Source organism: Enterobacter sp. GER_MD16_1505_Eko_090 (genome assembly GCF_003331015.1).
In the GTDB taxonomy this organism is placed as follows: domain Bacteria; phylum Pseudomonadota; class Gammaproteobacteria; order Enterobacterales; family Enterobacteriaceae; genus Enterobacter; species Enterobacter roggenkampii.
Map to the genome: position 1 here is coordinate 1 of NZ_PUQF01000007.1, position 20,433 is coordinate 20,433.

Here is a 20,433-nt window from a genome sequence, read left to right on the forward strand (position 1 = left end):
GAAAGCGTGCGTATTGCCTGAAAACACAACCCGCTACGGGGGAGACTTACCCGAAATCTGATTTATTCAACAAAGCCATTTTGCGGTATCCAGGCCCCGGATACATACTTTTTTGAACGAAATCAGAAATCCATTGTGTACCGTCATACATAGTCATGTGGCCTATGCCATTTCCACCTGGGTATGGCTGTATCACGGCCACATCACCAGCAATTAACGTTGAACCAGGCGGCAGCTCACTGAATCCAGCACGTAATAATTCAACCCCATAATCTTTTGCATAATCTGTGTTCGCTACCTTAACACCGCCAGCCAGAATGGCAAGGCGGGTAAACTTAGCACATTCACTATGAGAGCGCCCCAGAGCGTGTGAACGGAGATACGAAACCGCAGCGTCTTTATTCCAACTCATTCTTAGTTCCTTTAAGTAAATAAGAATGAAATTATCACATTAACCACATATAGAGCGTGGGATTAAATGTGCTGATTTTATTGCATCTGCATAGGGAAACAGGTGCTTAGCACCTTCGTTAATACCTCTGTATCTGCTTAAAAAAGTGTCGAGACATTAATTACCTAAAAACAATACGCATAATATCAGGTGGATTACACTTCATAGTGCGGCCTCGCTTTTTCCGCACCGGACAACCTGAGGATGACAATCATGGGAAGCAAAAAGAAAACCCCTGTCGCTGTTGATGTCGTATCGAATGCACCGCTTAAGACCAAAGAGTATGAAAAAGAGCTCCGCCGCCTGCACGTCGAACTGGTTAAGCTCCAGCAGTGGGTCGTCGCCAAAGGGTTAAAAGTGTGTATTGTTTTTGAAGGACGCGATGGTGCTGGCAAAGGCGGCACCATTAAAGCGATCACCGAGCGCGTCAGCCCGCGCGTCTTTCGCGTTGTTGCGCTCCCTGCCCCGACGGAAAAAGAAAAAAGCCAGCTCTACTTCCAGCGCTATGTGCCCCACCTGCCCTCGGCGGGTGAAATCGTGATCTTCGATCGCAGCTGGTATAACCGCGCGGGCGTGGAACGGGTGATGGGGTTCTGCACGGAGGAACAGGCGGAGAAATTTTTAGACGGCGCGCCGGTCATGGAAAAAGCGATGGTCGATGCTGGCATTATCCTGCTGAAGTACTGGCTGGAGGTAACGCCGAAAGAGCAGGAGCGCCGCCTGCGCGACCGTATTAACGATGGGCGTAAGATCTGGAAGCTGTCGCCGATGGATATTAAGTCTTTTAACCTCTGGGACGAGTACACCCTTGCGCGCGACGCCATGTTTGAAGCCACCGATACCGCCTGGGCGCCGTGGTTTGTGGCGCGTTCAGAGGATAAAAAACGCGTGCGCCTGAATATTATTTCGCATCTGCTTTCGCAGATCCCGTATAAAGAAATTCACGTCGACAAGGTGGATTTACCGAAGCGCAAAATCGGCAAGGTCAAACCCACGAAATATCCGTTCCGGTATGTAGAAGAGCGGTTCTGATTTGAAGAGTAGGCCCGCGCAAGCGCAGCGCCGCCGGGCAAAGCCGACGGCGCAGGTTTTACTTCATCCCTTCCGTACTTTCCTGTTTCGCTTCCAGCCGTTCCACATCACGGTACCAGCGCGGATGGTGTTTCTGCGCCCAGCGGCGGCTCACCTTCCCTTCAATCATGCCTTTAATCGATCCTTTCACCCAGAACGCCATATACATATGGATCAGGATGGCGTGAATCAGAATGATGGCCGACGTCGCGTGGATCAGCAGCGCGTAGCGAATCACCTGTATCGGGAAGTAGTGTGCAAAATACGGACGCCAGATAATCACCCCGGTCACCAGCAGCACAAAAATCATGCTCATGATGGTCCAGAACATCATCTTCTGCCCGGCGTTGTATTTCCCCACCTTCGCGACTTTGTGCTCGTTACCCTTCAGGACTTCAACGATCCCTTTCACCCACGGGATATCCTGCTTGTCCGGGATATTGTGATGGACGAAGCGCACGAACATAAACATCAGCACCACGAAAATCAGCACGCCGAAGAACGGGTGCAGAATGCGCCCCATCTGCGGCGTACCGAAGGTTTCGGTCAGCCACTGCAGCGTCGGGAAGAAGAACGAAATTCCCGATACCGCCACCAGGAAGAAGCAGATCACTACCGTCCAGTGACAGGCGCGATCGACAAATTTGGTGCGCACTATCATTTTCGACTTACTCATGATGCTCCTCCTCGTCGTCATCCGCCTCTTTGTTTGGCCCGATACCGATGTAGTGATAAATCAGCCCGGCAAAGGTGGCGATAAAGCCCGCCGCGGACAGCGGCTTGAGCGCCCCTTTCCACAGGTTGATGGAGGTATCGATCGCCGGATCCTTCGGCAGATTGTGGTACAGCTCCGGCTGGTCGCTATGGTGCAGCACATACATGACGTGCGTGCCGCCCACGCCCTGCGGGTTGTAAATGCCCGCTTTGTCGTAGCCCCGCGCTTTGAGCTTATCGACGCGTTCCTGCGCCACCTCCAGCATCTCTTTTTTGGTGCCGAAGTGAATGGCGCCGGTTGGACAGGTCTTCACGCAGGCAGGCTCCTGCCCGACGCTGACGCGGTCCACGCACAGGGTGCATTTGTATACCCGGTTATCCTCTTTATTGAGGCGCGGGATATTAAACGGACAGCCCGCGATGCAGTACCCGCAGCCGATGCAGTTGTCCTGCTGGAAATCGACGATCCCGTTGGCGTACTGGATAATTGCCCCGGCAGACGGGCACGCCTTCAGGCAGCCCGGATCTTCACAGTGCATGCAGCCGTCTTTGCGGATGAGCCACTCCAGTTTGCCGTTCTGGTCGGTTTCGCTAAAGCGCATCACCGTCCAGGATTTGGCACTCAGATCCGCCGGATTGTCGTAGACCCCAACGCAGTGCCCCACCTCGTCGCGAATATCGTTCCACTCCGAACAGGCCACCTGACAGGCCTTACAGCCCACGCAGGAGGAGACGTCGATAAGCTTGGCGACCTCTGCCTTGTAGTCCCGCGCGCGGGGCGCGGGCGTTATGGGGTTGGTCGCGGAGCGTTTAATAATGTCTTGTGTTTCCATCGCCATTTAATCGCTCCTTACGCTTTCTCGATGTTGACCAGAAACGCTTTATACTCCGGCGTTTGCGAGTTGGAATCGCCGACGTTTGGCGTCAGGGTGTTGGCGATGTAACCTTTTTGCGCAACGCCCTCAAAGCCCCAGTGCAGCGGGATACCGACAGTTTCTACCTGCTGGCCGTGCACGTTCAGACTTTGCAAACGACGGGTGACCACCGCCACCGCGCGAATAAAGCCGCGCTTGCTGCTCACCTTCACGCGGTCGCCGTTGGCGATGCCTTTGGTTTTCGCCAGCGTTTCGCTTATCTCCACAAACTGTTCCGGCTGCGCGATGGCGTTAAGCCGCGCGTGCTTGGTCCAGGTATGGAAATGCTCGGTCAGGCGGTAGGTCGTCCCTACGTACGGGAACTTGTCCTTTTTGCCCAGGCGCAGCACGTCGTCTTCGTAGATCCGCACCACCGGGCTGGAGACCACGTTCGGGTGCAGCGGGTTGGTGCCGAGCGGCGTTTCCATCGGCTCGTAGTGTTCCGGGAACGGTCCTTCCGCCAGCTTGTTGAGGGCAAACAGGCGCCCCAGCCCTTCCGGCTGCATGATAAACGGCCCGGTGTTGCTGCCCGGCGCGGCGGTGCTGTAGTCCGGGATGTCGTTCCCCGTCCATTTCGCCCCGTTCCACTGGATCAGCATGCGCTTCGGATCCCACGGCTTGCCGTTGATATCCGCCGACGCGCGGTTGTAGAGCACGCGACGGTTCAGCGGCCACGCCCATGCCCAGCCCAGGGTGTTGCCCAGGCCTGACGGGTCAGCGTTGTCGCGATTCGCCATCTGGTTACCCTGCTCCGTCCAGCTGCCGGTGTAGATCCAGCAGGATGATGCCGTGGTACCGTCGTCACGCAGCAGCGCGAAGCTGTTCAGCAGCTGGCCTTTCTTCGCCACCAGATTGCCGTTTGCGTCATACAGATCCGCCAGCGCCACGCCGTTGTTCTCTTTCGCGACCTCTTCGGATTCAGGACGATCCGGCTGCTTGTAGTGCCAGCTCATCTTCAGCAGCGGCTCAGCGCCTTTGCCGCCTTCAGTGCGGTACATTTCGCGCAGACGGTGGTAAATCCCGGCGAGGATCTCGCCGTCGTTTCGCGCTTCGCCCGGCGCGTCCTGGCCTTTCCAGTGCCACTGCAGCCAGCGGCCGGAGTTGGCAATGGAGCCGTCCTCTTCCGCAAAGCAGGTGGACGGCAGGCGGAACACTTCGGTCTGAATCGAGGCCGGATCGACATCGTTCGATTCCCCGTGGTTCTGCCAGAAGGTGGAGGTCTCGGTCACCAGCGGATCGATAACCACCATGTACTTCAGCTTGCTCAGGCTGCGAACGACTTTGTTCTTGTCCGGGAAGGAGGCCACCGGGTTGAAGCCCTGGCAGATATACCCCGTGACGTCGCCCTTATCCATCATGTTGAAATACTTGATAACGTCGTAAGCCTGATCCCACTTCGGCAGCCACTCAAAGCCCCAGTCGTTCTCTTTCTGCGCCGCATCGCCGTAGAAGGATTTCATCAGGCTGACGTAGAATTTCGGATAGTTGCTCCAGTAGTTCACCTGATCCGGCAGCGTCGCTTTTGGCGTGTTCGCCGCCAGATAGCTTTGCAAATCCGTCTGTTTTTCAGACGGCAGCGTCAGATAGCCCGGCAGGCTGGTGGAGAGCAGACCGAGATCGGTCAGGCCCTGAATGTTTGAGTGGCCGCGCAGCGCGTTCACGCCGCCGCCTGCCATCCCCATGTTGCCGAGCAGCAGCTGGATCATCGCCATGGTGCGGATGTTCTGCGCGCCCACGGTGTGCTGCGTCCAGCCCAGCGCGTACAGGAACGTGGTGGTTCTGTCGGCGGCGCTGGTGGAAGCCAGCACTTCACACACCTTCAGGAAGTCCGCTTTCGGCGTGCCGCAGATGTTCTCCACGACGTCCGGCGTATAGCGGGAGACGTGCTGCTTCAGCAGGTTCCACACGCAGCGCGGATGCGTGAGCGTTTCATCGCGCATCGCATAGCCGTTTTCATCGAACTGATAGTTCCAGGACGTTTTATCGTACTGGCGTTTTTCGGCGTCATAGCCGCTAAACAGCCCGTCTTCGAAGGCAAAATCATCCCGCACCAGCAGGTTCGCGTTGGTGTAGTGCTTAACGTATTCCGCGTTAATTTTGTTGTTTTCGATCAGGTACAGCAGCACGCCGGACAGGAACGTAATGTCCGTACCGGAGCGGATCGGCGCATAGATATCGGCCACCGATGCCGTACGCGTAAAGCGCGGATCGACGACGATAAGCGTCGCATCGTTGTTGTTTTTCGCTTCCATCGCCCAGCGGAATCCCACCGGATGGGCTTCAGCGGCGTTACCGCCCATCACCACCACGACGTTCGCGTTTTTGATATCAACCCAGTGGTTGGTCATCGCACCGCGACCAAATGTTGGAGCAAGACTTGCTACCGTTGGTCCGTGTCAGACGCGCGCCTGGTTGTCTACCGCCAGCATGCCGAGCGAGCGCACAAATTTTTGCGTCAGCATGCCGGTTTCATTACTGGCCGCCGAGGCGCATAGCATGCCGGTGGAAAGCCAGCGGTTGACCGTCACGCCCTGCGCGTTCTTTTCAATAAAGTTGGCGTCGCGGTCGGCTTTCATCAATTTCGCAATACGGGAGAAGGCCTCATCCCAGGAGATACGCTGCCATTTGTCGGAGCCCGGCGCGCGGTATTCGGGGTAGCGCAGGCGGTTTTCGCTGTGGACGTAGTCCAGCAGCCCCGCCCCTTTCGGGCATAACGCCCCGCGGCTCACCGGATGATCCGGATCCCCTTCAATGTGATAAATCGCTTCTCTGGCGTTCTTCGCGCCATCGCCCAGGCTATACATTAAAAGCCCACAACCCACGGAGCAGTATGTGCAGGTGTTACGGATCTCTTTGGCGCGCAGCAGTTTATAGTTGCGCGCCTGAGCCAGCGCCATTTTGGGAGCAAATCCCAGCATTGCGGCTGTTGTTCCGGCCATACCGCCCGCGCAGATTTTAAAAAATTGTCTGCGGCTGACGTCCATTGCTGTCCTCGTTATCTGAAAAGACTTCGCGCCGCAAACTAACAGCAAAGCCCCTGATTTTATTGCGTCAAATCAAGGTCATCAGCCTTCCCCCCCTTAATAGTCACCTCAGCAACGTTTCATTACCCCTTTTTGATTAACGGCTTAAGAGAATAATTCACGACAGCGACAGGCGTAATGCGATACATTTTTCCTTTAATTTTTATTGTGATGGCGAGTAATGGACAGAAAGAGAGCAACGCTTATTGGGCTGGCGGCAATACTGTTATGGAGCACCATGGTCGGCCTTATTCGCAGCGTGAGTGAGGGACTGGGCCCGGTAGGCGGTGCAGCGATGATTTACACCCTCAGCGGATTACTGTGTCTGGTGACGGTAGGATTTCCTGATATCCGACGGTTTTCTCCCCGCTATCTTATTGCCGGCAGCGTTTTATTTGTCAGCTACGAAATATGTCTGGCGCTGTCGCTGGGCTATGCCGCAACGCGATCGCAGGCGATTGAAGTGGGCATGGTCAATTACCTTTGGCCGAGCCTGACGATCGTATTTGCGATTTTGTTCAACGGGCAAAAGTCTACCCTGTGGGTGATCCCCGGCTTGCTCATTTCGCTGCTGGGCGTGTGCTGGGTATTGGGCGGCGAAGAAGGATTACACCTTGAGGAAATAACCCGGAATGTCGTTTCCAGCCCTCTGAGCTATGCGCTGGCGTTTGCCGGGGCCTTTATCTGGGCCGCCTATTGCACCGTCACCAGCAAATTTGCGAAAGGGCAAAACGGCATCACCCTGTTTGTTTTGCTGACCGCGCTGAGTCTGTGGGTGAAATATGCCCTGAGCGATCAGCCCGACATGGTGTTCACGCTTCCGGTAGTCGTGAAGCTGGTTATGTGCGGTATCGCGCTTGGGTTTGGTTACGCCGCCTGGAATATTGGCATCCTGCACGGTAACGTCACGGTTCTGGCTGCCGTATCCTATTTTACCCCCGTGCTTTCTGCCGCGCTTGCCGCCGCGGTGCTAAGCTCCCCCCTGTCATTCTCGTTCTGGCAAGGCGCGCTGATGGTCTGCGCAGGGTCGTTGCTCTGCTGGTACGCCACACGAAAATAACGCTGCTCGACTGGCCGGGGGAATTTCAACCCGGCAACATAATTAACATAAATTTAAAATGTGATCAGGCATCAGAATATTTATCATGATAATAGAGCGTCTGTTTAAGTTCGGTTTATATTGAACGCCTTCTGTAAAGGCACCTGAAGCGAGCTGACACAAACTGACAACCCAATGAAATTAGTGAATGATGAATATTAACGCTCTGGATAGCATGGCGTGCAATAATTCAGCTCTGACAGTTTTATGATAATATGCGGAATAGACGCTGAAAAATTAAATAACCCATTGTTTTTAAAGAAAAGCAGCAATACCACCCTCATTAAACCCTCGGAAATTGCGAAATTTAACGCGATAAACAAAAACCATCAGAAATTATAGTAAAAGCAATAATCCCACTGACTAAATAACTATTAATCGTATAAATTCCAACCACATTGTTTGAATGATCGCCTTCTCAGACGATCGAGATCACACTAATTGAAATTATCTCTAATATTTTGAAACTTATTATTGAAATAAGACTACGAGATTTTTAAGAATAGCATGCCATTGACGAACAGCCTCGTTTAGAAATCGTTCAAAGTGGTTCAGGAAATACCGAAAAAAATTATAAGGAACATTTAAGATGAAACTTAAATTAGTTGCAGTGGCAGTCACTTCCATGCTGGCAGCAGGCGTTGTTAACGCTGCCGAAATTTACAACAAAGACGGTAACAAGCTGGATCTGTACGGTAAAGTGACAGGTCTGCACTATTTCTCTGATGATGCTGGCGCAGATGGCGATAAAACCTACATGCGTATCGGCTTCAAGGGTGAAACCCAGGTTAACGATCAGCTGTCCGGTTACGGCCAGTGGGAATACCAGATTCAGGGCAACAAAGACGAAGGCGACAACCAGTCCTGGACTCGTGTGGCGTTTGCAGGTCTGAAGTTCGCGGAAGCAGGTTCATTCGATTACGGTCGTAACTACGGCGTGATTTACGACGTGACCTCCTGGACCGACGTTCTGCCAGAATTCGGCGGTGACACCTACGGTGCCGACAACTTCCTGCAGTCTCGTGCTAACGGCGTGGCAACCTACCGTAACCAGGACTTCTTTGGTCTGGTTGATGGCCTGAACTTTGCTCTGCAGTATCAGGGTAAAAACGGCAGCGTAAGTGGTGAAAACACCAGCGGCCGCAGCCTGCTGAACCAGAACGGTGACGGCTATGGCGCATCCCTGACTTACGATCTGGGCGAAGGCTTCAGCGTAGGTGGTGCAATGTCCTCCTCCCGTCGTACCGCTGACCAGAATGCGGCTGGCGTATACGGTGAAGGCGACCGCGCAGAAGTATACAGCGGTGGTGTGAAATACGACGCGAACAACATTTACCTCGCGGCGCAATACTCTCAGACCTACAATGCAACCCGTTTCGGTACCTCTAACAACAAGCGTACCGACATTTACGGCTTTGCAAATAAGGCGCAAAACTTCGAAGTTGTGGCCCAGTATCAGTTCGACTTTGGCCTGCGTCCGTCTATCGCTTACCTGCAGTCTAAAGGCAAAGACATCGAAAACTTCGGCGACCAGGATCTGGTGAAATACATCGATGTTGGCACGACCTATTATTTTAACAAAAACATGTCCACCTACGTGGATTACAAAATCAACCTGCTCGATGACAACAAGTTCACTCGCCAGGCAGGCATCGGTACCGACAACATCGTAGCGCTGGGTCTGACCTACCAGTTCTAAATCTTGTCTCTCCAAAAGCCAGCTGAACAGCTGGCTTTTTTATCGCCCTCTTTTACCCGCCAGACGACTCCCCGCCCGCTGCCCGTCGCAGCCAGTTTTGCAGCAGCTTGCCGTCCTCGGTCATCTCTGAATCTGAGCGCACGCAGAGGTAGTAGTCGCGTCCGTCATCAATCGGTAGGTCAAAGATCTTCACCAGCTCGCCGCTCTCAAGATACGGCGCAATCAGCGGCTCCCGCATCAGCGCACACCCCAGACCCGCCTGTACGCCCGCCAGCGTCAGCAGACCGTCCTCAAACATTGGACCGCTGCGGCGAACGGGACGCTTCACCCCCTGCTGTACAAACCACTGCGCCCACGTCGTGCGCTCCTCATCGTGCAGCAGCGGCATCTGCAGCAGTTGCTCAGGGGTGTCGATATGGCCATGCACGCGCAAAAACGCGCGGCTACACACCGGCACCATCTGCCCGGAAATCAGCTTTTCACTCTGATAGCCCGCCCACTGTCCGTTACCAAAACGAATCGACATGTCCGACGCGTCGCTCAGATAGTTACGGTGGTTGGCATACACCACGTTGATCTCGGTTTGCGGGTTGGCGCGCATGAACGCAGGCAAGCGCGGGATAAACCACCCCATACCAAAAAGCGGGATCAGGCTGATGGTGACCTGACGCGTTTGCGCCTGCTCCGCCAGGTGCTCCGTCGCCTGGCGCAGCACGTTAAACGCAGCACGGATCGAGCGGTAGTATTCCCGCCCGTGCTGGCTCAGCACCAGCCTGCGCCCCTGACGCTCCGTCAGCGGCATTTGCAGGTACCCTTCGAGCACCCTGAGCTGATGGCTGACGGCCGACGGAGAAATGTCCAGCTCCTGCGCGGCCAGCGTGACGCTGCCCAGCCGGGCAATGGCCTCAAAGGCACGCACAGCCCGAAGCGGCGGATCGTTTGCAAGGCGACTTTCTGCATACGCAGGCAGGCCAACCAATTGTTCTGTTTTATTCATATGTTGATTTCTTTAGGCTTTTCACCCAAAAACAGGTCTTCATTATATTTATATAAATCATAAAGATAGAACAATATCTATTTATCATAAGAAATAATAGATGTGTATTTTACAATTTTATTCATTTATTGGATGGTAGCCGCAGAACGAGCACTTTGCGGGTACAGACGTTGGATACACTCATACAACAACTGATCAACGGTGTGATGCTGGGAAGCATCTACGCGCTGATCGCGCTGGGCTATACCATGGTGTATGGCATTTTGCGCATTATTAACTTTGCTCACGGCGATATTCTGATGGTCGGCGCGCTCACCACGCTCTCCGCCAGTAATGCCCTGAATACCACTTTTCCGCATATGCCGCAGCTGTTGCAGCTCGGCGTTGCCCTGATGATTGCCATGGCCGTCTGCGCCCTGCTGGCGATGGCCGTGGAACGCTTTGCCTACCGTCGACTGCGCAACGCGCCGCGCCTCGCGCCGCTGATCTCGGGTATCGGCGTGTCCGTCCTGCTGCAAACCGTGGCGATGATTATCTGGACGCGCAACCCGCTGATGTTCCCGCAGATCCTGCCGATGGACCCTATCGCCGTCACGTCCGGCAGCGAAGCGCATCCTCCTGCCATCGTCACCATCACCGGTATCGTCACCGTTGTCCTGGCGCTGGCGGTGATGACCGGGCTGTGGCTGCTGGTGGAATACACCCGTCTGGGGCGCGGCATGCGCGCCGTGGCGGAAAACCCGCGCGTGGCCACGCTGATGGGGGTTAACCCAAACGCCATTATTACCCTGACGTTTGCCATTGGCGGCGTATTTGCCGCGCTGGCAGGCGTGATGATGGCCAGCAACTACGGTAACGCCAGCTTCTCGATGGGCTTTTTGCCCGGGATCAAGGCCTTTACCGCCGCCGTGCTGGGGGGCATTGGTAACATTCGTGGCGCCATGATTGGCGGCATCCTGCTCGGCATTATCGAAGCGCTGGGCGCAGGCTACTTGGGTGAACTGACCCACGGCGTATTTGGCAGCAACTATCAGGATGTCTTTGCCTTTATGGTGCTGATCCTGGTGCTGGTCTTCCGTCCGGCTGGCCTGCTGGGCGAGCGCGTGGCGAACAGGGCGTAAGGATTTCCATGACAACACTTCAACTCCAGACCCCGGCGACGACGCGCAAATTCTGGTCAGGCATGAGCCTGTTCTGCCTCGCGCTGCTGATTGCGCCCGTGGTGGCCACGCAGCTTGGCGGCAACTACTGGGTGCGCGTCATCGACTTCGCCCTGCTCTACATCATGCTGGCGCTCGGGCTTAACATTGTGGTCGGCTATACCGGCCTGCTGGACATGGGCTTTATCGCCTTTTACGCGGTCGGCGCCTACCTCGCGGCACTGATGGCTTCCCCGCACCTGCTGGAGGTGTTCCCGATCCTCGGCGTCTGGTTCCCGGAGGGGCTGCATACCTCGTATCTGCTCATTATTCCGCTGGCCGCCCTCGTCGCGGCCGTCTGCGGGATGTTACTCGGTGCTCCTACGCTCAAGCTGCGCGGGGACTACCTGGCGATAGTGACCCTCGGCTTTGGCGAAATTATCCGCATCCTGATGCGTAACCTCGACCGTCCGGTGAACATCACCAACGGCGCAAAGGGCATAACCGGAGTGGATACGCTGAACCTGTTCGGCCTGAAGTTCAGCGGCGTATACCACTGGTTTGGTTTCAAAGTACCCGCGCTGTGGCTGTGGTACTACCTGCTGATGCTGGTGATTATCGCGATCGTCTTCGTCTGCCTGCGCCTGCAGCATTCCCGTATTGGCCGCGCCTGGCACGCCATTCGCGAGGATGAAGATGTGGCGCGCGCGATGGGCATCAACGTGCGTAACTATAAGCTGCTCGCCTTTGCGATGGGCGCCTCCTTTGGCGGCGTGGCGGGTGCGCTTTTCGGCGCGTTTCAGGGCTTTGTCTCCCCGGAATCCTTCACGTTACAGGAATCGATTGCCGTACTGGCGATGGTGGTGCTGGGCGGTATGGGGCACATTCCGGGCGTGATCCTCGGCGCGGTACTGCTTACCGCCCTGCCGGAACTGCTGCGCAGCCAGGCAGCGCCGGTGCAGCAGGCGCTGTTCGGTACGGTGCTGATTGACCCGGAAGTGCTGCGCCAGCTGTTTTACGGTCTGGCACTGGTGCTGGTGATGCTGGTGCGCCCGTCCGGCATCTGGCCGGTACGCCACAAGGAGGTGAAGGCATGAGTCTGTTAACCGTACGCAACATGACAAAACGCTTCGGCGGGCTGACTGCCGTGGATGACGTTTCGATTACCGTGAACAGAGGCGAGATCTACGGGCTGATCGGCCCCAACGGCGCGGGAAAAACCACCTGCTTTAACCTGATCACCGGGCTTTATCCGGCGGACAGCGGCGAGTTTTCGATTGCCGATAAGCCCTACTTCCCGAAGCAGATAGAGAAAGTGACCGCCGCCGGGATTGCCCGCACCTTCCAGAACGTGCGCCTCTTCAACGAGATGTCGGTGCTGGAAAACGTGATGGTGGGCCGCCACGTGCGCACCCGTAACGGCCTGTGGGCCGCGCTGAGCCGCCACAAACGCGCCCGCGAGGAAGAGAAGCAGACCCGCGAGCTGGCCTGGCACTGGCTGGACTATACCGGCATTGCGCAGTTCGCCCACTATCGCGCCTGCGACCTGGCCTATGGCCATCAGCGTCGGCTTGAAATCGCCCGCGCGCTGGCAACGGATCCGCTGCTGCTGGCGCTGGATGAACCCGCTGCCGGGATGAACGCGGCGGAAAAAGTGGCGCTCGGCGAGCTGCTCATCCGCATCCGCGATGACGGCAAAACCCTGCTGATGATTGAGCATGACGTCAAGCTGGTGATGGGCATCTGCGATCGCCTGACGGTGCTCGATTACGGCAAAACGCTCGCCAGCGGCACGCCGGAAAGCGTGCGGCGCGACCCGGCAGTGATCGCCGCCTGGCTTGGAGGTCACGCTCATGTCTGAATTACTGAAGGTGGAACGTCTGGACGTGCATTACGGCGGCATTCAGGCCGTACGCGATGTCTCCTTTACCCTGCGCGAGGGCGAACAGGCTACGCTGATCGGCGCTAACGGCGCGGGGAAAAGCTCCACCGTGCGCGCCATTACCGGGCTGGAAAGCTTTAGCGGCAGCATTGACTTCAGCGGTAAAGCGGTACGTAAACAGAGCCCGGAGACCCTGCTTCGCGACGGGCTGGTGATGGTCCCGGAGGGACGCGGGATATTCTCCCGCATGACGGTGCTGGAAAACCTGCAGATGGGCGCCTGGCTCAGGCGTGACACTGTCACCATCAGGCGCGAGATGAACGAAATTTTCGAGCGCTTCCCGCGTCTGGGCGAACGCCAGCATCAGCTTGCCGGTCTGCTGTCCGGCGGCGAGCAACAGCTGCTGGCCCTTAACCGCGCCCTGCTCAGCCGCCCGCGCCTGCTGATCCTCGACGAGCCGTCAATGGGCCTTGCCCCGAAGATGGTCGAGAACATATTTGCCGTTATTGCCGGGCTACGCGAGCGCGGCGTCGCCCTGCTGCTTATCGAACAAAACGCCCGGCTCGCGCTGGAGGTGACCGGCAGCGCGTGGGTGATGGACAGCGGCAGCATTGTTCATCATGGCGAATCGACAGCGCTGCTCAACGACGACCAGATTGCACAGATTTATTTGGGCGAAATGCCCGTTTAACCACACCAGCCAACATCAGGGAAATACAATGAAAACAGTAAAAATCAGCGCGCTCAGCGCCGCTATTCTGCTCGGCAGCTTTGCCTCAACGTCCGCGTGGGCCGCTGACGGTGAAACCGTGGTCATCGGTCTGGCAGGCCCGCTGACCGGCCCGTCTGCCCGTATCGGGAAAGATCTGGAGAACGGCGCGCAGCTGGCCATTGACGACATTAACAAGCAGCACCCGACCATCGGCGGCAAAGCGGTGACCTTCAAACTGCAGTCCGAAGACGATCAGTCCGACCCGCGCACTGCCGTAGCCGTCGCGCAGCGTCTGGTGGATAGCGGCGTGGCGGGCGTGGTCGGTCACTGGAATACCGGCACCAGCATTCCGGCGGCCCGTATTTATCACGATGCGGGTATCGCCCAGGTGGCGCCGGTCGCAACCGGTCATGCCTATACCCAACAGGGTTTTGACACCAGCTTCCGCGTGATGGGCCACGACGATGACGGCGGTCAGCTCGCCGGTCAGTACGCGGTTAACACCCTGAAAGCCAAACGCATTGCGGTGATCGACGACCGTACCGCCTTCGGTCAGGGTCTGGCAGACCAGTTTATTAAATCGCTGGAAGCCCAGGGCGTGAAAATTGTCGATCGTCAGTACGTGGATGACAAAACAGTCGATTTCAGCGCCGTACTGACCGCCATCCGCAGTAAAAACGCCGATCTGATCTTCTTCGGCGGCGTCGACAGCCAGGCCGCACCGCTGGCGCGCCGCATCAAACAGCTGGGCATGAACGCCACGCTGATGGGCGCAGGCGGATTCGTCAGCCAGACGTTCCTCAAGCTGGCGCAGAAAGAAGGCGAAGGCGTTGTGGCGCTGGAGCCGGGTCTGCCCGTAGACCAGATGCCGGGTGGAAAAGCGTTCGAGCAGGCGTACCAGTCCCGCTACCACACCCATATCGAACTGCACGCCCCGTTCGCCTATGACGCCACCCGCGTGCTGGTGGCGGCGATGGAAAAAGCAGACTCCGTTGAGCCGTCCGACTATCTGCCCGCCCTGCGCGCCATCAGCTACTCCGGCGTCACCGGACAGATCGCGTTTGATAAAGAGGGCAACCTGAAATCGCCGTCGTTCACGGTCTATAAGGTTGTCGACGGCAAATGGCAGCCGCAGACCGTGCTGGGCGGCGCAAAAGTGAAGTAACGCAGCGAGGCAATGTGATGAGTGATAATAACGAGCTGGGCATTCTCGCCCGCCGCAAAATTGAAGCCGAAATTATTAAGCCAATTTATGAAATCCTGGTGCGCGAGATAGGGAAAGACCGCGCCCAGGCGGTGATTGGTGAGGCCATTGAGCAGGCCGCGATTGATGCTGGCAAAGGGTTTGCCAGCAAAGAACCCAACGGCGCAAACATCAAGAGCTTTATCGCCCTGCAGTATCTGTGGGAGAAAGATAACGCCCTGGACGTGAAGGTGATTGACGCCGACGACCAGCAGTACAACTACAACGTGACCCGCTGTCGCTACGCGGAGATGTACCACGAGATGGGGCTGGGCGAAATTGGTCACCTGCTCTCCTGCGCGCGCGATGAAAAATTCATCGTGGGCTATGCGCCCGACGTAGAGCTAACCCGCACCACCACCATTATGCAGGGCGGCGCGTGCTGTGATTTCCGTTACCGCAGCAGTAAGGACAAGCCATGATCCGCGTCAACGCCGAACGGCTGTGGTCAACGCTTGAGATGATGGCGCAGATCGGCGGCACGCCCGCCGGTGGCGTCACCCGTCTGGCACTGAGCGAGGAAGATCGCGTTGCGCGTAATCTGCTTCGCGACTGGGCGCTGGACGCCGGTTTTACCTGTGACGTCGACAGCATGGGCAATATGTTTATCCGTCGTGCGGGGAAAAATCCGCAGCTTGCCCCGGTCTTGACCGGTTCGCACGTGGATACGCAGCCGCTGGGGGGGAACTACGACGGGGTTTACGGCGTGCTGGCCGGGCTGGAGCTGCTGCGAACGCTCAACGACCATCACATTGAGACGGAACGTGACGTTGTGCTGGTCAACTGGACCAACGAAGAAGGCGCGCGCTTCGCGCCAGCCATGCTCGCTTCAGGGGTCTGGACGGGGCAATTTAGCGAAGCGTACGCCCATGCCCGCGCCGATCACGATGGCATCACCGTGGGTGAAGCCCTGGATAACATCGGCTACCGGGGTGAAGCCCCTGCCCGCGCGTTTCCGGTTTACGCCTGCTACGAGCTGCACATCGAGCAGGGCCCGATTCTGGAGGACGAAGGTCTGGATATCGGGCTCGTCCGCGCGGCAATGGGCCAGCGCTGGTTCACCCTGACGCTGGACGGATTTGCCGCCCATGCAGGAACGACGCCGATGCACAGCCGCCGCGACGCGCTGACCGCCTTCGCGGAGCTGGCGCTGAAGGTGGAGGAGATTGGCTATCGGCATGCGCCGGACGGACGGGCGACGATCGGTATGGCGCAGGTTACGCCAAACTCGCGCAACGTCGTGCCGTCTCGGGTGGTCTGCAGCGTGGAGTTTCGCCATCCGGCGCAGACGGCGCTGGAAGCCATGGAGGCGGCGCTGCATAAGGTGGCTGAAAGCCTGAGCCTGCGCGGGGTGGCGGCTGTCGTTGAGCGCATCTTTGACTACGCGCCCATCGCGTTTGATGCCGAATGTCTGGCCCGCACGGAGAAGGCCGTGGCGGAACTGGGCTACTCGGCGAAACCGATGGTCTCCGGCGCGGGACACGACGCCTGCTATGTGAGCAAAATTGCCCCTGCCAGCATGATTTTTATCCCCTGCGTGAAGGGCATCAGCCATAACGAAGCGGAAAGGATCCTGCCGGAGTGGTCGGAAAAAGGGGCGAACGTGCTGTTGCACAGCGTGTTGGCCGCGGCCCAGGAACAATAAACCGAGTGGCGCGGCTCGGACAACCGCGCCCGTAGGCCCGGTAAGCGCAGCGCCACCGGGCGTGTTTTACCCCTTCGGCACCTTCGCCAGGCTGAACCAGATCCCCACTGCCAGCAACAGCAGCATTCCGCCCGCACTCCCCAGCGCCACGCTGTGGGAAGTAATAAACGCACTTTTCGCCGCCTCAATCACCGGCTCCGCGAGGGACGGCGTCAGTTCCTGCGCCACCTTCATCGCTTCACCAATCGATGACGAGGCTTTATCGACGAGCGAGGCATGCAGCCCCTGCGGCAGCGCAATCGACGCCGAGAAGCTGCGGGTCAACAGCAGACCAAAAATGGCGATCCCCAGCCCGGCCCCCAGCTCATAGGACATGGTTTCAATGGCTCCGGCGGCAGCCGCCTTCTCTTTCGGCGCGGCCGCCATAATGGCCGAGGTCGAAGCCAGCAGCGCGCTGGCGGCACTGAAGCCGAGCAGCACCATCAGCCCCCACGCCTGCCACTGCTGCGTGCTGAAGTCGAGCGTCGACAGGCCGATAAAGCTGACCGCGCTCAGCCCCATGCCACCCGCAGCGACAATGCGTAGCCCCAGACGGCCCACCAGCACACCGGCAATCGGTCCGCTGAACCCGCTGGCCACCATTACCGGGAGCATAAACATGCCCGCCTCGAACGGCGTAAAGCCATGGACAAACTGCAGTTCCTGCGCCATCAGCAATTCAAAGCCCACCAGGGCGATCATCGCCGTCATCGCCATTACCACGCCGCTTAAAATGATGCGGTGACAGAACAGGCGCATGTCGATCATCGGCACGCGGGCGCGCAGCTGGATGCGCACAAAAATAAACAGCATCACGACACCCGTCAGTAGGGTACACGCCACCAGCCACGGCGCCAGAGCGCCCTTAAGCGCGGTTTTGGCGCTGTAGACCAGCAGCAAAATCGCCACAATCAGCATGATGGCATGGCTGATATTCAGCGGCTGCTCCGGTCGGCCCTGCTGACGGGGGACAAAACGCGCGGCCAGCGACACCACCACCAGCACAATCGGCACGTTGATCAAAAACACCGATCCCCAGTAAAAATGCTCCAGCAGCATACCGCCAATCAGCGGGCCAAACGCTGCCCCGCCGGAACCGACCGCCGCCCAGACGCCGAGCGCGATGTTGCGATCTTTCGCGTCGGTAAAGAGCGTGCGGATCCCCGCCAGAGTGGCAGGAATGATCATGGCCGCACCAATCGCCAGCGAGGCGCGCGCCGCGATCAGCCACCCTGCTGAGGGAGCAAACGCTGCCGCCAGCGATGACAGGCCAAACAGCGTGCTGCCGATCATCAACAACCGTTTAAAACCGATGCGGTCACCCAGGGCGCCCATCGGCAGCACCATTCCCGCCATCACCAGCGAGTAAATATCGATGATCCACAATAATTCATTGCCGCTGGCGCCCAGCGTCATGCTCAATGTCGGCGCCGCTACGTGCAGCACCGTCGCGTCAATCGCCACCGGGATATACACCAGCACGATAATCACTAACGCTAACCACTGACGAAACATAGATTTCCTTTTCATCTCAAACCTGGACACATGTCCAGATTGCGATCCTACGTAAAGTTGAACGTGTGTCCAGCTTTTTGTTACACTCGTTTCATTCCTATTGAGAGTAGTGAAAAAATGCAATATTTGAGCAAGGAAGAGAGACGGGAAGCGATCCTGCAGGCCGCGATGCGCGTAGCGCTGGCCGAGGGGCTGGCAGCCATGACGGTACGGCGAATTGCCGCTGAAGCGGGCGTCGCGACCGGACAGGTCCACCACCACTTCGCCTCCGGCGGCGAGCTAAAATCGCTGGCCTTTGTGCGCGTGATCCGCGAGCTGCTGGATGCCGACGTGGTGGGTGAAAACGCCAGCTGGCGGGAACGGCTGCACAGCATGCTCGGCAGTGACGACGGCGGGCTTGAGCCTTACATTCGCCTCTGGCGGGAAGCTCAAATTCTCGCCAGCCGGGATCCTGAAATCAACGCGGCTTACGCCCTGACCATGGAGATGTGGCATCAGGAGACCGTGGCGATTATCCGCGCCGGGGCGGAGGCCAACGCCTTTACGCTTACCGATCGCGCGGAAAATATTGCCTGGCGATTGATCGGGCTGGTTTGTGGGCTTGACGGGATCACGATTTTAAATATGCCCGAAATGGACGATGCGGCGTTTAATAAGCATCTCGATAAACTTATCTCCCTCGAATTGGGTTAATACTCCCAACGGAGTATTATTTACCACGAGTTTTACAATTAGTAACACATTAAGCGAACCCATATTTCCTTTCGAATCTCAGGGGTTCGCTTTTTTATCTATCCTTTCAGTTGTATCTAAAAACATCCAATAAACCAACCAGCACACACACATCTATCTAACTGTTTTCATTTGTTTTCTCTTCATTCTGGCGAGCAAGAGGGTGATATGTCACAACAAAGTGAGAAGAGTAATCCGCATCTGTTAAGTAACTGGAAACCGGAAAATGTGCAATTTTGGGAAAACAAAGGAAAACATATCGCGCGAAGAAACCTGTGGATTTCTGTCGCCTGTTTGCTGTTAGCGTTTTGCGTCTGGATGTTATTTAGCGCCATTGCCGTCAATCTGAATAAAGTCGGATTTAATTTCACCACCGATCAACTTTTTATGCTAACGGCATTACCTTCTCTCTCCGGCGCGATATTGCGCGTCCCCTATTCGTTTATGGTGCCCATATTTGGCGGACGCTACTGGACGGTATTGAGTACCGTCATCCTGATCATTCCCTGCGTCTGGCTGGGGATGGCCATTCAGAACACCGCGACGCCTTACTGGATCTTTATTGTGATTGCCCTGCTCTGCGGCTTTGCAGGCGCCAACTTTGCCTCCAGCATGGGCAACATCAGCTTCTTCTTCCCCAAAGCAAAACAGGGTAGCGCGCTCGGTATTAACGGCGGGCTCGGCAACCTGGGCGTCAGCGTGATGCAGCTGGTCGCGCCGCTGGTGATCTTCCTGCCGATGTTTACCTTCCTGGGCGTGGAGGGCGTACCGCAGGATGACGGTTCCACCCTGTGGCTGGCCAATGCGGCCTGGATATGGGCGCCGCTGCTGCTGCTGGCCACCCTTGCGGCCTTCTTTGGAATGAACGATATCGCCAGCTCCAAGGCCTCTATCGCCAGCCAGCTCCCGGTGCTGAAGCGCTTTCATCTCTGGCTGCTGAGCCTTCTCTATCTGGCGACCTTCGGCTCGTTTATCGGCTTCTCGGCGGGCTTTGCCATGCTGTCAAAAACCCAGTTTCCGGACGTCAACATTCTGCACCTCGCCTTCTTTGGCCCTCTAATCGGTGCGCTGGCACGATCAGCGGGCGGGATGATCTCTGACAAACTGGGCGGCGTGCGGGTCACGCTGATTAACTTCGTCTTTATGGCCCTCTTCAGCGCCCTGATCTTCCTGACGCTGCCCGGCTCTGGCTCCGGCAGCTTTGTCGCGTTCTATCTGGTCTTTATGGGGCTGTTCCTCACCGCCGGGCTCGGCAGCGGATCGACCTTCCAGATGATCGCGATTATTTTCCGCCAAATCACGCTCGATCGCGTCAAAAAGCAGGGCGGTACGGACGAGCAGGCGCAGCACGAAGCGGTGACAGAGACCGCCGCCGCGCTGGGCTTTATCTCCGCTATCGGCGCCGTTGGCGGGTTCTTCATTCCCAAAGCCTTTGGCACCTCGCTGGCGATGACCGGGTCGCCGGTCGGCGCCATGAAGGTGTTCCTCGTGTTTTACATCGTCTGCGTGCTCGTTACCTGGCTGGTGTATGGCCGCAAATCCGCAAAACAAGAATAAC

At 57.1% G+C, this 20,433-nt stretch carries 18 protein-coding genes; 12 read left to right on the top strand and 6 right to left on the bottom strand.

Features of this window, described 5'->3' with window-relative positions:
• Positions 1-46: 46 nt before the first annotated feature.
• Entirely contained in the window at positions 47-412 is a 366-nt protein-coding gene (locus tag C6A40_RS09465) for a hypothetical protein (RefSeq protein ID WP_114191268.1), read from the bottom strand.
• A gap of 252 nt (positions 413-664) precedes the next feature.
• Here C6A40_RS09465 and ppk2 point away from each other — a divergent pair, with 252 nt between their 5' ends.
• Positions 665-1,483 carry a polyphosphate kinase 2 gene (ppk2, locus tag C6A40_RS09470; RefSeq protein ID WP_008501727.1) on the top strand — a complete coding sequence of 273 codons (819 nt, stop codon included), beginning with the start codon at positions 665-667 and terminating at the stop codon, positions 1,481-1,483.
• Positions 1,484-1,541: 58 nt separating this feature from the next.
• Here the strand turns inward: ppk2 and fdnI are convergent, their stop codons facing one another.
• Genes fdnI through fdnG form a run of 3 tightly spaced genes read right to left on the bottom strand, consistent with a single transcriptional unit; the run spans position 1,542 to position 6,134 of the window.
• Complete coding sequence (gene fdnI / locus C6A40_RS09475) at positions 1,542-2,198, bottom strand: formate dehydrogenase-N subunit gamma (protein WP_032640727.1); 657 nt, start codon at positions 2,196-2,198, stop codon at positions 1,542-1,544.
• Positions 2,191-3,075 carry a formate dehydrogenase subunit beta gene (gene fdxH, locus C6A40_RS09480; protein ID WP_045333831.1) on the bottom strand — a complete coding sequence of 295 codons (885 nt, stop codon included), beginning with the start codon at positions 3,073-3,075 and terminating at the stop codon, positions 2,191-2,193. Before fdxH ends, fdnI begins: the two co-directional genes overlap by 8 nt.
• Before the next feature lie 11 nt (positions 3,076-3,086).
• Positions 3,087-6,134, bottom strand: a complete 3,048-nt coding sequence (fdnG, locus tag C6A40_RS09485) for a formate dehydrogenase-N subunit alpha (RefSeq protein ID WP_114191269.1) — start codon at positions 6,132-6,134, stop codon at positions 3,087-3,089.
• Positions 6,135-6,354: 220 nt separating this feature from the next.
• Between fdnG and yddG the strand changes: the two genes are divergently transcribed.
• The gene (yddG, locus tag C6A40_RS09490) at positions 6,355-7,233 is read left to right on the top strand and encodes an aromatic amino acid DMT transporter YddG (RefSeq protein WP_023292335.1); all 879 of its coding nucleotides are present in this window, start codon (positions 6,355-6,357) and stop codon (positions 7,231-7,233) included.
• Positions 7,234-7,861: 628 nt separating this feature from the next.
• A complete protein-coding gene (locus C6A40_RS09495; RefSeq protein ID WP_008501733.1) occupies positions 7,862-8,971 on the top strand; it encodes a porin OmpC in 1,110 nt (369 codons plus the stop codon).
• Positions 8,972-9,023: 52 nt separating this feature from the next.
• Here C6A40_RS09495 and C6A40_RS09500 read toward each other — a convergent pair whose 3' ends face one another.
• Complete coding sequence (locus C6A40_RS09500; protein WP_045333835.1) at positions 9,024-9,968, bottom strand: LysR substrate-binding domain-containing protein; 945 nt, start codon at positions 9,966-9,968, stop codon at positions 9,024-9,026.
• Positions 9,969-10,138: 170 nt separating this feature from the next.
• On the opposite strand from C6A40_RS09500, the gene C6A40_RS09505 reads away from it, so the two are divergent.
• Genes C6A40_RS09505 through C6A40_RS09535 form a run of 7 tightly spaced genes read left to right on the top strand, consistent with a single transcriptional unit; the run spans position 10,139 to position 16,589 of the window.
• Positions 10,139-11,089 (top strand): branched-chain amino acid ABC transporter permease, encoded by a 951-nt coding sequence (locus C6A40_RS09505; protein WP_045333836.1) that lies wholly within the window; start codon positions 10,139-10,141, stop codon positions 11,087-11,089.
• Between the two features lie 8 nt (positions 11,090-11,097).
• Positions 11,098-12,204, top strand: a complete 1,107-nt coding sequence (locus C6A40_RS09510) for a branched-chain amino acid ABC transporter permease (RefSeq protein ID WP_045333838.1) — start codon at positions 11,098-11,100, stop codon at positions 12,202-12,204.
• The gene (locus tag C6A40_RS09515) at positions 12,201-12,968 is read left to right on the top strand and encodes an ABC transporter ATP-binding protein (protein ID WP_045333840.1); all 768 of its coding nucleotides are present in this window, start codon (positions 12,201-12,203) and stop codon (positions 12,966-12,968) included. The genes C6A40_RS09510 and C6A40_RS09515 overlap by 4 nt, the downstream gene beginning before the upstream one ends.
• The gene (locus tag C6A40_RS09520; protein ID WP_114191270.1) at positions 12,961-13,680 is read left to right on the top strand and encodes an ABC transporter ATP-binding protein; all 720 of its coding nucleotides are present in this window, start codon (positions 12,961-12,963) and stop codon (positions 13,678-13,680) included. The genes C6A40_RS09515 and C6A40_RS09520 overlap by 8 nt, the downstream gene beginning before the upstream one ends.
• 28 nt (positions 13,681-13,708) lie before the next feature.
• Positions 13,709-14,866, top strand: a complete 1,158-nt coding sequence (locus C6A40_RS09525) for a branched-chain amino acid ABC transporter substrate-binding protein (RefSeq protein WP_045333843.1) — start codon at positions 13,709-13,711, stop codon at positions 14,864-14,866.
• Between the two features lie 17 nt (positions 14,867-14,883).
• Positions 14,884-15,366 carry an L-2-amino-thiazoline-4-carboxylic acid hydrolase gene (locus tag C6A40_RS09530; protein ID WP_045333844.1) on the top strand — a complete coding sequence of 161 codons (483 nt, stop codon included), beginning with the start codon at positions 14,884-14,886 and terminating at the stop codon, positions 15,364-15,366.
• Complete coding sequence (locus C6A40_RS09535) at positions 15,363-16,589, top strand: Zn-dependent hydrolase (RefSeq protein ID WP_045333846.1); 1,227 nt, start codon at positions 15,363-15,365, stop codon at positions 16,587-16,589. The genes C6A40_RS09530 and C6A40_RS09535 overlap by 4 nt, the downstream gene beginning before the upstream one ends.
• Positions 16,590-16,655: 66 nt before the next feature.
• Here the strand turns inward: C6A40_RS09535 and C6A40_RS09540 are convergent, their stop codons facing one another.
• Complete coding sequence (locus C6A40_RS09540; protein WP_045333848.1) at positions 16,656-18,143, bottom strand: MFS transporter; 1,488 nt, start codon at positions 18,141-18,143, stop codon at positions 16,656-16,658.
• Positions 18,144-18,260: 117 nt separating this feature from the next.
• Between C6A40_RS09540 and C6A40_RS09545 the strand changes: the two genes are divergently transcribed.
• Both C6A40_RS09545 and C6A40_RS09550 read left to right on the top strand, forming a co-directional pair.
• Positions 18,261-18,836 (top strand): TetR family transcriptional regulator, encoded by a 576-nt coding sequence (locus C6A40_RS09545; protein ID WP_021240211.1) that lies wholly within the window; start codon positions 18,261-18,263, stop codon positions 18,834-18,836.
• Positions 18,837-19,043: 207 nt separating this feature from the next.
• On the top strand, positions 19,044-20,432 hold the full coding sequence (locus C6A40_RS09550; RefSeq protein WP_025910957.1) for a NarK family nitrate/nitrite MFS transporter: 1,389 nt from the start codon (positions 19,044-19,046) through the stop codon (positions 20,430-20,432).
• The last annotated feature ends 1 nt before the right edge of the window (position 20,433 follow it).